Below are 11,797 nucleotides of genomic sequence, written 5' to 3'. Positions count from 1 at the left end.
GCGGATCCTCGCCGCTTCAGGCCCGCGCGACCGTGCGCGCGGCGTCCGCGACGAGCTCCGCGCTCGTGACGTCATGCCCGCTCGCCCCTCCACCGGGGCCGGAGGGAGCGTCCGCACCCGCCCGCTCACGAGCGGAGAGGTGGACGGCGGAGACCCCGGCGTCGAAGAGCGCCGGGATGTCCGCCACGGCGACCCCTCCGCCGGCCATCACCTCGATCCGGCCGGCGGATGCGGCGGCGAACTCCGAGAGGAGCGGGATGCCGTCGATGCTGCGGGCGGCTCCGCCCGAGGTGAGCACGCGATGGGCTCCCTCCTCGATCAGCGCGTCGAACACCGCCCGAGGATCGGCGCTCGCGTCGATCGCGCGATGGAACACGACGGTGGCCGGGCCTGCGGCCTCGATCCACCGACGCAGGGCATCGCGATCGAGCAGGCCGTGCGAGGTCAGGGCGCCGACGACCACCCCGCCGGCGCCGCGCTCGACGCACGCCCGGATGTCGGTCTCCACGACCGCCGTCTCCTCGGCGGTGTACACGAAGCCGCCTCCGCGGGGTCGCACGAGGACATTCACGACGAGCGGATCGACCGCGGCGAGCACCGACTCGAGGATGCCGAGCGAGGGGGTGAGTCCTCCCGTTTCGAGTGCTTGGCACAGCTCGAGCCGGTCGGCCCCGGCGGCGAGGGCAGCACGCGCACCCGCGGCATCCTGAACCGCGATCTCGAGGGCGCGTCCGCGCACGGTCACGCCGAGAATTCGATCTGCGCGTCCTCGTTGTTGAGCACGATCACGGGCGTGATCGCCGGGTGGCCGGCGGCGGCGATCTTCTCGAGGTCGAACTCCAGCAGCGGCGTTCCCTCGGTCACCCGGGCCCCCTTCTCGACGAGTGTCCGGAATCCGTCCCCCTTCATCTGGACGGTGTCGATCCCCACGTGGATGAGCAGCTCGGTTCCGTCCTCGAGCACCATCGCGACGGCGTGGCTCGTGTCGAAGGTGGCGCCGATGGTCCCGTCAGCGGGCGCCACGACGGTGCCGCCCGAGGGTTCGATCGCGACGCCGGGACCCATGATCCCCTCCGCGAAGGTCGGGTCGGGCACGGAGGTCAACTCCACCACCCTGCCCGGAACCGGCTGGCGAAGCGTGATCGTCGTCCGGGTCTTGGTTCCCGTGGCCGTCTCGCCCTCGGCGCCCTGGATCGCCGGTTCCGGCTCCGCTGCGGGCAGTTCCACCTGTCCCGACATGACGCGCTCCATCGCATCCTTCACGAACTGCACGTTCAGGCCGTAGACCACCTGGACGGAGTGGCCGCCCGTCTTCATCGTGCCGGCGGCGCCCGCGCGCTTGAGCGCGGTCTCGTCGACCTGCCCCACATCGGCGATCTCCATGCGCAGCCGCGTCGCGCAGTTGTCGAGGTCGGTGATGTTCTCCTTGCCGCCCAGCGCGTCGATGAACCGCACGGCGGTCAGGTTGTAGGCGTCGTCCTTGGAGTGGGTGTCGAACTCGGTTCCCTCCCCGAGGATGTCGTCGTCCTCGCGTCCGGGGGTCTTGAGGTTGAAGCGCTTGATGAAGAAGTAGAAGACGCCGAAGTAGATGAAGAACCAGAAGACGCCCATGACGGGGATGAGCCAGGGGTTCTGGGCCATCGGGTTCATCCAGTTGAGGACGAGATCGACGAAGCCTCCCGAGAACCCGAAGCCCATCCTGACCGGGAGTATCTGGCTGATCGCCATCGAGATGCCCGTGAACACCGCGTGCACGAGGTAGAGCACGGGCGCCAGGAACATGAACGCGAACTCCAGCGGCTCCGTCACGCCGACGAAGAACGAGGAGACGGCGCCGGAGAAGAGGATGCCGTAGGCGAGCTTCTTGCGCGTCGTCTTGGCAGTGAGGAACATCGCGAGAGCGGCGCCGGGAAGGCCGAACATCATGATCGGGAAGTACCCGGTCATGTACTGGCCGGTGACGCCGTAGGTGCCTGTGCCGGAGAGGAAGTTGTTGAGGTCGTTGATTCCCGCGACGTCGAACCAGAACACCGAGTTGAGCGCGTGGTGCAGGCCGACGGGGATCAGCAGCCGGTTCAGGAAGCCGTAGATGCCGGTGCCGAAGGGTCCGAGCGTGACGATCCACTCACCGAAGGTGACCAGTCCGCCGTACACCCAGGGCCAGACGAAGTAGAGCGCGATGGCGACGACGAGCGAGATGCCGGCCGTGACGATCGCGACGGAGCGCTTGCCGGAGAAGAACGACAGGGCGTCGGGCAGCTTCGTGTCCTTGAAGCGGTTGTAGCAGTACGCGCCGATCAGACCGCAGATGATGCCGACGAAGACGTTCTGCACCTTGAGGAATGCGGGGTCGACCTCGTTGACGTCCGCGACGCCGGTGTAGAGCGCGACGGTCTCCGGCTTGAGCAGCGTCGTGATCACGAGCCAGGACACGAGGCCGGCCAATGCCGATGTGCCGTCGGACTTGCGCGCCATGCCGAGTGCGATGCCCACGGCGAAGAGCAGCGCCATGTTGTCCAGCAGCGCGCCGCCCGCGGCGCCGAGGAATGCCGAGAACACGTTGGGACTCTTGCCGCCGGCGCTGATCCAGTAGCTGATGCCGGACAGGATCGCCGCGACCGGCAGCACGGCCACCGGCAGCATGATCGACCTGCCGAGACGTTGAAGGAACTTCATGCTCTCCTCCTCGGTGAAGAGTGGGCCTTACAGGCCCTGCCAATCGGGCTTGTTGTCGTACGCGTAGCGGTAGTAGTCCAGGTGTCGCAGCTTCGACGCCGCTGCCTCGTCGACCACCACGGTCGCGTGGGGATGCAGCTGGATCGCGGAGCCCGGAAGCGACGAGGTGATGGGCCCCTCGACCGCGCCCGCGACGGCGTCGGCCTTCCCCTCGCCGAAGGCGAGCAGCACGAGGTGCCGGGCGCGGAGGATCGTGCCGAGCCCCTGCGTGATGCAGTGCATCGGGACGTCGTCGATGGAATCGAAGAAGCGCGCGTTGTCGCTCCTGGTCTGGGCCGTCAGGGTCTTCACGCGGGTCAGCGATGCGAACGAGGAGCCCGGCTCGTTGAAGCCGATGTGCCCGCCGGTGCCGATGCCGAGGATCTGCAGCTCGACGCCACCCGCGGCGCGGATCGCCGTTTCGTAGTCCTCGCCCGCGTGCTCGATGCCCTCGGGCGACCCGTCGGGCGTGTGGATCAGCTCGGGGGTGAGACCGAGCGGCTCGACCACCTCACGCGTGATCACGTTGCGGTAGGTCTCCGGATGCCGTGGGTCGAGCCCGACGTACTCGTCGAGCGCGAATCCGCGGACCTGGGAGACATCGACGCCTTCCAGCCGCGAGCGAAGCGCCGCGTAGACGGGGGTGGGCGTGGAGCCCGTCGCGAGACCCAGGACGACGTCCGGCCGGCGTCGGATGAGGGATGCCAGCTCGTCGGCGACCAGCGCGCCAGCCGCATCCGGAGAATCCACGACCACCACTTCAGCCATCGATGCCCCCGATTCTGCGGCATCGTCGCCGCGACCGGTGCCCACGATAGCGGCGAGCGGGGTGGCTGCACCATGCCCCTCCGGAACACGGCCGCGATCACCCCCTGACGGGGGGGCGACTCCTCCCTTCCGCGCAGGCGGGCGCTCAGCGCACCCGCACGTCGACGGCCTGTGTCCGCTCCAGAGTCGGTCCGACGTGCAGCACGAAGGCGCCCCGCTCGACCGTGAAGCGTCCGTCGAGCCAGAAGCCGAGCTGCTCGGGGCCGATCTCGCACGAGAACGTCGACGTCTGCCCCGCGGCGATCGTGCGGCGCTCGAAGGCGACGAGCCGGCGGACCGGCGGGGCGACGCTCGCGAAGAGGTCCTCGACGAAGACCTGGACCACCTCGTCGCCGACCCGGTCCGACGTGTTCGTGACCTCGACCGACAGCGTCGCGCTGTCGTGTGGTCCCAGCTCAGACCGCGACAGGGCCGGTGCCCCGTGCTCGAACGATGCGTAGCCCGAGCCGTGCCCGAAGGCGAACTGCGGCCCGAGCTCGAGGTCGAGGTACTTCGAGGTGAACTTCTCCTGCAGGTTGTCCGGGCCGTGCAGCCCGACGTCCGCGACCTCGGCCGTCAGCGTCCCGCCCGTCGAGGCCGGGCGTCCGGTGTTCTCGTGCGCGTAGTCGATGGGCAGCTGGCCGACCGACCGCGGCCACGACATCGGCAGGCGTCCGGCAGGATCCTCGTCGCCGGTGAGGACGTCGACGAGCGCCGCGGCCGCCTCGGTGCCGCCGTGCCACGCGACGACGACCGTCGGTGCATCGTCGATCCAGTCGGCGACGACGAGGGGCCGTCCGGTCACGAGGACGACGACGCAGGGCGTTCCCGTTCGAGCGATCGCGTGGATGAGCTCTTCCTGGCGGCCGGGGAGGCGCAGATCGCTGCGCGAGGCCGCCTCGCCCGACAGCGCGCTCGGCTCTCCCACGAGGATGATCGCCACATCGCTCTCGCGGGCGGCGGAGGCGGCGGCCTCGACGTCCGCGTCGCTGCCGTCGAAGAAGCCGACGCCCGGCACGGCGGTGACGTCGAGCCCACGATCGCGCGCCGCGTCCGCGACGCTGCCTGCGCCGGCCGCGAAGAACTGCGTCCAGGCGCCGAGGTGGTCGGCCGATGCCGCGTACGGACCGGTCAGCAGCACGCGCTGCGGGACGCGGAGCGGGAGCGTCCCGTCGTTCTTGAGCAGGACCGACGATCTCGCCGCGGCGCGGCGCACGAGGCGACGGCTCGCCGACGTCGGTTCCGTGCGCTCGTCCGCCTCGATGACGTAGGGGCTCTCGAAGAGCCCGAGCGCCTCCTTCAGCTCCAGGATGCGTCGCACCGCGTCGTCGAGGCGTGTGGCATCGATGACGGCGAGGACCTCCTCGGCCACCTCGCCCGGCGCCCCGCCCATCTCGACGTCGAGCCCGGCGGCGAAGGCCTGCGCGACGGCATCCGTCACGCTCTCCGCAACGCGATGCGCGAGCAGGTTGCGCACTCCCTCGGCATCCCCGACGACGATTCCCGGGAAGCCCCACTCGGTCTTCAGCACATCGGTCAGGAGACGCCGGTTCACGTGCATCGGAACGCCCGCGACGGTGTTGAAGGCCGCCATGACCGAGGCGACCCCCTCCGCGACGACGGCCCGGAAAGGCTCCAGATAGATGTTTCGCAGGCGATGCTCCGACATGTCGACGCTGTTGTAGTCGCGCCCACCCTCGGGCTGCCCGTACGCCACGAAGTGCTTCGCGGTCGCGGCGAGCGCGGTGGGAGCCGACAGGTCGTCCCCCTGATAGCCCCGGACCATCGCCCGCCCCATGACCGACGTGAGGTGCACGTCCTCGCCGAATCCCTCGACGACGCGTCCCCAGCGGGGGTCGCGCGAGATGTCGACCATGGGCGAGAAGGTCCAGTTGACTCCGCCCGAGCGGGCTTCCGCCGCCGCCAGCGCGGCGAGCTCCTCGACCAGCCCGGGGTCGAAGCTCGCCGCCTGCGCGAGGGGCACGGGGGCGATCGTGCGCTGACCGTGGATGACGTCGAGGCCCACGAGCAGCGGGATGCCGAGGCGGGTCTCCTCGACCGCGACGCGCTGCAGCTCGTTCGTCTTCGCCGCCGAGGGCGGCCAGAACACGCAGCCGAGACCCTCGCGCACGAGCCGGGCTGCATCCTCGAGACGCGGGCGGAAGACGATCTGCAGCTGGCCGAGCTTCTCCGCCGGGGTCATCTCGGCGATCAGCCGCTGGATTCGTTCACTCGTCATCGCTCATCCTTCGTGGCGCAAAAGGCGGTGCCGCCCGGGGCCGTGGCCCCGGGCGGCACGATCCTCGGTGGAGGTGGTGGGTCAGTTGCCCCAGGCGGCGTCCATGTCGGAGAGCACCTGGTCGACCGTCTTCTGGCCCGTCAGCAGGCCCTGCACGCCCGTGCCGAGCGCGTCGTAGACGGCGGGGTTCGGCCAGCTGGCGTTGGGCAGTCCGACGAAGTCGCCGTTCTCGAGCTGGTCCGCGATCGGCTTGTAGATCGGGAGCAGGTCGTCAGCGGTGACGCCGGTGATCGGGACGAAGCCCGAGAGGTCGGCGAAGGCCTTCGCCTGCTCCGGCTGCGCGACCCAGTCGAGGAAGTCCTGCGCCGACTTCTTCGCGCCGTCGCTGGCCTTCGAGTTGATCGCCCAGGCGTAGTTCGCCGAGGCGAGCACGAACGGCTTCTGGTCGCCGGCCGGCGGGAAGGCCTGCACGTCGAGCTCGAGGCCCGTCGCCGCGCCGATGGAGAGCGCCGCCGAGCCGGGGACGGCTGCCGTGAGCGACTGGCCGCCCGCGATGTTCGCCGTGATGTTGTCGAACGTGCCGCCCGCGGCGCCGTCCTGGAAGCATCCCTTCTCGTTCAGCTCCACGACGTCCTCGAGGGTCTCCTTCCAGCCGTCGCTGTCGGCGAAGGTGACCTTGCCCTCGGCGCGCTGCTCGTTCCAGTCCGGGGTCTCGGCGTACACGCGGGTGGCCGAGATGAGCTGGGACAGCAGGCCGGTGTTGAAGGGGATCGCGCCCGCGACGACCGTGAACGACTTGCCGGCGTCCTTCGCCGTCTTGCAGTCCTTGAGCATCTGCTCGTACGTGGCGGGGTACTCGCTGATGCCGGCGTCCTTGGCGGCACCCGGGTTGTAGACGTAGCCGACGGGTGCGAGCGCGGTCGGCTGGCCGTACGTCTTGCCCTTGACCTCATAGAGGTTCTGGGTGCCGTCGGGGATGACGTCCTCCGACGTCTTGTCGAGCGGCTCGAGGAAGCCCGCCTCGGCGAGGGTCACGACCGAGATGGCCTGGCCGGTGCCGGGAGAGAGCACCATCACGTCTGCGGCGTTGCCGGCCTGCAGCTGCGTGGTGACCTGGGTGTTGTAGGCATCCGAGGGGTAGGGGATGACCTCGACCTTGACGCCGGTCTCCTTCGAGTAGGCGTCAAGCGTCTTGGCGTAGTAGTCGTCGGCGTCGTTCGCCTGGGCGACCATGACGGTGAACGACGACCCGGCGGCGTCGCCGCTGCTCGTGCTGCCGCCGCTGCCGCCGGCAGAGCAGCCGGCGAGGATGAGGACTCCGACGACCGGCGCTGCGAGGAGCGACCACCGGAGGTGCCGCGAGGCTGTGTGCTGTGGCATTTCGACCCTTTCGTGACTTCGTTGTCGCCAGCTCGGGATGCTGGCCCGGCCGCTGGCCGCACGTTCAGCCTGACACACATTGGCAGGATTTCGACATTAGTATCGTTTATGTGGTGCAATAGCCCCGCTGATCCACGATCAACCCAGGTCAGGCGTGCTTTCTGAGAGCACCCGACACTTCCTCTCAAGGGTGGACGGGCTGCCGCGCCACTTATATCGGATATCGCTGATACTAATGTGTGCTTTCGACGCAAGTGTGTGAGCATGGCTCCAGGCGCCGCCGACGGCGGTGCGTGACGACGAGGTCAGAGAGCAGATGACAGTGACGATCGAGCGCGACGCTACTCGCACCCTCACGGTGCCGCCTGAAGCACGACGCACGCCGAGGCCGCGCAACGGCGGCCGCCGACCGCTGATCAGCTACGGCCACTGGTGGTGGGCGCTGCCCGCCATCGTGCTCGTCATCGGCGTCCACTACGCCGCGACGCTGACCGGCGGCTTCTTCGCGTTCACGAACTGGACGGGCCTGGGCGACTGGCAGTTCATCGGCCTGGACAACTTCGTCCGCATCTTCAAAGACCCGACGCTCCTCGGCTCGGTGTGGAACACGCTGTTCCTCGCCTTCGGCACCGTCATCATCACGAACATCATCGGACTCGGGTTCGCCCTGGCCATCAACCGGACACTCAAGTCGCGGTACGTGCTGCGGACGCTCCTGTTCCTGCCGGTGGTCCTCAGCCCCCTCGCCGTCGCCTACATCTGGAAGTTCATCTTCCAGTTCAACGGGCCGCTCAACGGCTTCCTCGTGCTCATCGGGCTCCCCGACCTCCAGAAGGTCTGGCTCGCCGACCCCACCTGGTCGATCTGGGCGATCCTCGTGACCGTCGTCTGGCAGCAGACGGGCTTCGTCATGGTCATCTACCTCGCCGGCCTCGCGTCGGTCCCCGTGGAGATCGAGGAGGCGGCGGCCCTCGACGGGGCGAACATCTGGCAGCGCTTCCAGCACGTGACCGTTCCCGCGATCCGCCCGTCGATCGCGATCGCCACGACCCTCGGCATCATCCAGGGCCTGCGCATCTTCGACCAGATCTTCGCCCTCACCGGCGGAGGGCCGGCTGGGGCCACGGAGACCCTCGCCACCCAGGTCTACAAGCAGGCCTTCTCGCTCGGACAGTTCGGCTTCGGCTCGGCGCTCGCCCTCGTGCTGACGCTCATCATCCTGGTCTTCGCCATCATCCAGCAGTACGCCACCCGCGACCGCGACGCCGTCGGAAGGGCCTGATCCATGTTCCGCTACACCAAGCTCACCGCCGTCCGGGAAGCCTTCATCTGGCTCGTGACGCTGATCTGGCTGCTGCCCTTCTACTTCCTCATCGCGACGGCGTTCAAGGGCGACCAGGAGGCTCTGACCACGAGTGCCGTCACCCCTCCGAAGTCGCTCGACTTCAACGCCTTCATCCAGGTGCTCACCGCGACGGGACGCAACAACATCCCGCTCAGCATCCTGAACAGCATCATCATCACCGCGGGCGCGATCCTGGGGCTCGTGCTCTTCGGATCGCTCGCGGCCTACGTCATCACCCGGCGCACCCGCACGTGGACGAACCTGACGTTCTACCTCGTGCTGATCGCGATCATCCTGCCCGCGCAGCTCGGCACCGTTCCGCTCTACATCGGCGCACGCAGCGTCGGCCTCACGGGCAACGCGGTCGGCATGATCCTCCTCTGGATCGGCATCCTGCTGCCGCTGTCGGTCTTCCTCTACGCGAGCTTCTTCCGCGGGCTGACGACGGAGTACGAGGAGGCCGCCGTGATCGACGGGGCCTCGCCGACGCAGGCGTTCTTCCGGGTCGTGCTGCCGCTCATGGCGCCCGCCACGGGCACGGTGGCGATCCTCGCGGGACTCATCGTGTGGAACGACTTCTTCAACTCGCTGATCTTCCTCGGAGGATCGACGACCCAGACGCTGCCGGTCGCGATGTACACGTACGTCGGCGGACTCGTGTCGGCGTGGAACAAGATCTTCGCCGTCGTCATCATCTCGATGGTGCCGATCCTGCTCTTCTACATGTTCGCGCAGAAGAAGTTCATCCAGGGCTTCGCCGGAGGGCTCAAGGGCTGACGCCCGGCAATCGATTCGGGGGCGGCCGGATCGTCGAGCGGCGGGCAGCGCGCCCTCCGCACGTCGCCCAACTCCCATCCGATCTCCGACCCCGCGACCAGCTCGGGGACGGCCGTTCGACAAGCTCAGGAACCGAGGACGACATGTACCAGCTCGCACCCAACATCGAACTGCTCTTCACCGAGGCCGGTGACTACCACGACCGCGTCCGCGCCGCGGCCGCAGCCGGCTTCGATGCCGTCGAGATGTGGGGCCCCACGGGAGTGGATGCCCCGGCCACGCCGAAGGACCTGCCGGCGCTGAAGGCCGCGCTCGAGGAGACCGGCACTCAGCTCACGGCGCAGCTCTCCGAGCCCCGCACCCAGTTCATGATCCCGCCGTGGGACCACTCCGAGTTCTTCCGCAAGCTCGACGAGGGAGTCGCGATCGCACAGGACCTCGGCTGCCCCCGGATCGTCGTGGGCAGCGGCACGGGCTTCGGCGGCTGGAAGCGCCAGGTGCAGCTCGACAAGCTCATCGAGATCTACCAAAAGGCCATCGCGCAGATCGACGGATCCGGCATCACGCTCGTGCTCGAGCCGGTCAACGTCCGCGTCGACCACCCGGGGTCGCTCCTGGACCGCACGGCGGAGGCCGTCTACATCGCCCGCGGCGTCGACTCGCCCTTCTTCGGCGTGCTGTACGACATCTACCACTCGGCCGTCGAGGGCGAGGACATGGCCGCCGAGCTCGAGAACGCCGGGTCGATCGTGAAGTACGTGCAGCTCGCCGACGCCCCGGGCCGCGGTGAGCCCGGCACCGGCTCGCTCGACTGGGCGTCGACGCTCGGCACGCTGCGCGCGTCCGGCTACGACGGTCCGATCGGACTCGAGTACTACCCGACCACGGATTCCGCGGCATCCGTCGCCCTCATCCGCGAAGTGGCGGCCTCCGCGTGAGCAGGTACCCCGAATCGGTAGACGTCGCCATCGTCGGCAGCGGCCCGACGGGCGCGGCGTACGCCCGCATCCTGAGCGAGCAGGCGCCGGATGCCGTCGTCGCGATGTTCGAGGTCGGGCCGAGCGTGTCGACGCCCGCCGGGGCGCACGTCAAGAACATCGAGGACGAGGCCCTCCGCCAGGAGGCGCAGCGCAGGTCGCAAGGGCCGGCCGCCGAAGAGGCGACGGTCCGCAACCCCGGCGCCGTCACCTCCGGCATGCGCCGTGCACGGCCGGGCACCTACTTGCTCCCGGAGGGCTACCAGGTCGACGGCGAAGACGGCCTCCCGGTCGCCGCTTTCTCGAGCAATGTCGGCGGCATGGCCGCGCACTGGACCGGTGCGTGCCCGCGCCCGGGCGGAAGCGAGCGCATCTCGTTCCTGACCGACCTCGACGAGCTGCTCGGCGAGGCGGACCGGCTCCTCGGGGTCACGACCGACGCCTTCGACCGCGCTCCGTTCACCGCACTCGTGCGTGAGCGGCTCGCGGCGGCGGTCGACGACGGCCGCGAGGAGTGGGCGCGGGTCCAGCGCATGCCGCTCGCCGTGCACCGCCGCGAAGACGGGCGCCTGGTGTGGTCGGGGTCGGACATCGTGCTCGGCGACGTGACGCGGCAGAACCCGAACTTCTCGCTCTTCGACGAGTCGCTCGTCACGTCGGTGCTGACCGAGGACGGGCGGGCGGCCGGCGTGCGCGTGCGCGACCTGCGCACCGGCGAACAGCACGACGTCCACGCACGATTCGTGGTCGTCGCGGCCGACGCCCTGCGCACGCCGCAGGTGCTCTGGGCCTCGGGCATCCGTCCCGACGCCCTCGGCCGCACGCTCAACGACCAGGCCCAGGTCGTCTACGCCGCGCGCATCAAGGATGCGGCCGAGGTCGCGGCCGCGTCCGGCGCCGGCGCCCCGTCGCTCGGCACCGACGAGGTGATCGACGGGCCGCTCAGCGAGCAGAGCGGCGTGAGCTGGGTGCCCTTCACCGACGACAAGCCGTTCCACGGACAGATCATGCAACTGGATGCCTCGCCTGTGCCGCTCGCGGGCGACGACCCGGTCGTCCCCGGGTCGATCGTCGGACTCGGCCTCTTCTGCGCGAAGGACCTCCAGTGGGACGACCGCGTCGAGTTCTCGGCCGACGAGGTCGACAGCTACGGCATGCCCGCGATGACGATCCACTACCGCCTCACGGATCGCGATCACGAGATCCTCGACGCCGCGCGCGCCGAGATCGTCGAACTCGCCAAGGCCGTCGGCGAGCCGATCGGGGATCGCCCGTTCACGATGCCGCTGGGTGCCTCGCTGCACTATCAGGGCACGACGCGCATGGGCGAGACCGACGACGGCCGGTCGGTGTGCAGCCCCGACAGCCAGGTGTGGGACGTGCCCGGCCTCTTCGTCGCCGGCAACGGCGTCATCCCGACAGCCACGGCCTGCAACCCGACGCTGACCTCGGTCGCCCTCGCGGTGCGCGGCGCCCTTCACATAGCGCGCACTCTTGCTTCTGTCTGATTCAGACATTAGAGTGTAGAAACACGATTTAAGTAGTCAAGGAGGACTC

General features: G+C 69.1%; 9 protein-coding genes. 4 read left to right on the top strand and 5 right to left on the bottom strand.

All coding sequences use genetic code 11. The annotated features are described in order from the left end of the window. Window positions 1-16: 16 nt before the first annotated feature. The 5 genes from AAIB33_RS14995 to AAIB33_RS14975 form a co-directional block, all read right to left on the bottom strand. On the bottom strand, window positions 17-745 hold the full coding sequence (locus AAIB33_RS14995; protein ID WP_345800763.1) for a copper homeostasis protein CutC: 729 nt from the start codon (window positions 743-745) through the stop codon (window positions 17-19). Continuing rightward, on the bottom strand, window positions 742-2,676 hold the full coding sequence (gene nagE / locus AAIB33_RS14990; protein WP_345800762.1) for an N-acetylglucosamine-specific PTS transporter subunit IIBC: 1,935 nt from the start codon (window positions 2,674-2,676) through the stop codon (window positions 742-744). Before nagE ends, AAIB33_RS14995 begins: the two co-directional genes overlap by 4 nt. A gap of 27 nt (window positions 2,677-2,703) precedes the next feature. After that, window positions 2,704-3,483: a glucosamine-6-phosphate deaminase gene (locus AAIB33_RS14985; protein WP_345800761.1), complete on the bottom strand. Its 780-nt coding sequence runs from the start codon at window positions 3,481-3,483 to the stop codon at window positions 2,704-2,706. A 145-nt stretch (window positions 3,484-3,628) separates the two neighbouring features. Then, window positions 3,629-5,761: a glycoside hydrolase family 3 N-terminal domain-containing protein gene (locus AAIB33_RS14980; RefSeq protein ID WP_345800760.1), complete on the bottom strand. Its 2,133-nt coding sequence runs from the start codon at window positions 5,759-5,761 to the stop codon at window positions 3,629-3,631. 81 nt (window positions 5,762-5,842) lie between these two features. Then, on the bottom strand, window positions 5,843-7,141 hold the full coding sequence (locus AAIB33_RS14975; RefSeq protein ID WP_345800759.1) for an extracellular solute-binding protein: 1,299 nt from the start codon (window positions 7,139-7,141) through the stop codon (window positions 5,843-5,845). 316 nt (window positions 7,142-7,457) lie between these two features. On the opposite strand from AAIB33_RS14975, the gene AAIB33_RS14970 reads away from it, so the two are divergent. From AAIB33_RS14970 to AAIB33_RS14955, 4 genes are all read left to right on the top strand, one after another. Continuing rightward, window positions 7,458-8,423, top strand: coding sequence for a sugar ABC transporter permease (locus AAIB33_RS14970; RefSeq protein ID WP_345800758.1), 966 nt, complete (start codon window positions 7,458-7,460; stop codon window positions 8,421-8,423). A gap of 3 nt (window positions 8,424-8,426) precedes the next feature. Beyond that, window positions 8,427-9,263 carry a carbohydrate ABC transporter permease gene (locus AAIB33_RS14965; protein WP_345800757.1) on the top strand — a complete coding sequence of 279 codons (837 nt, stop codon included), beginning with the start codon at window positions 8,427-8,429 and terminating at the stop codon, window positions 9,261-9,263. Window positions 9,264-9,406: 143 nt separating this feature from the next. Then, complete coding sequence (locus tag AAIB33_RS14960) at window positions 9,407-10,201, top strand: TIM barrel protein (RefSeq protein WP_345800756.1); 795 nt, start codon at window positions 9,407-9,409, stop codon at window positions 10,199-10,201. Next, window positions 10,198-11,748 carry a GMC oxidoreductase gene (locus AAIB33_RS14955; RefSeq protein ID WP_345800755.1) on the top strand — a complete coding sequence of 517 codons (1,551 nt, stop codon included), beginning with the start codon at window positions 10,198-10,200 and terminating at the stop codon, window positions 11,746-11,748. Before AAIB33_RS14960 ends, AAIB33_RS14955 begins: the two co-directional genes overlap by 4 nt. Window positions 11,749-11,797 lie beyond the last annotated feature (49 nt).

The organism is Microbacterium sp. AZCO, from assembly GCF_039614715.1.
Taxonomy (GTDB): Bacteria; Actinomycetota; Actinomycetes; order Actinomycetales; family Microbacteriaceae; genus Microbacterium.
The sequence above is the reverse complement of the archived record's forward strand: the minus strand, read 5'-3'. Positions and strand labels throughout refer to the sequence as shown.

Bases quoted from the DNA above. Each gene is read 5' to 3' on its own strand.
- AAIB33_RS14975 (WP_345800759.1), bottom strand. From the start codon at position 7,141: ATGCCACAGCACACAGCCTCGCGGCACCTCCGGTGGTCGCTCCTCGCA.
- AAIB33_RS14965 (WP_345800757.1), top strand. From the start codon at position 8,427: ATGTTCCGCTACACCAAGCTCACCGCCGTCCGGGAAGCCTTCATCTGG.
- AAIB33_RS14985 (WP_345800761.1), bottom strand. From the start codon at position 3,483: ATGGCTGAAGTGGTGGTCGTGGATTCTCCGGATGCGGCTGGCGCGCTG.
- nagE (WP_345800762.1), bottom strand. From the start codon at position 2,676: ATGAAGTTCCTTCAACGTCTCGGCAGGTCGATCATGCTGCCGGTGGCC.
- AAIB33_RS14970 (WP_345800758.1), top strand. From the start codon at position 7,458: ATGACAGTGACGATCGAGCGCGACGCTACTCGCACCCTCACGGTGCCG.
- AAIB33_RS14960 (WP_345800756.1), top strand. From the start codon at position 9,407: ATGTACCAGCTCGCACCCAACATCGAACTGCTCTTCACCGAGGCCGGT.
- AAIB33_RS14980 (WP_345800760.1), bottom strand. From the start codon at position 5,761: ATGACGAGTGAACGAATCCAGCGGCTGATCGCCGAGATGACCCCGGCG.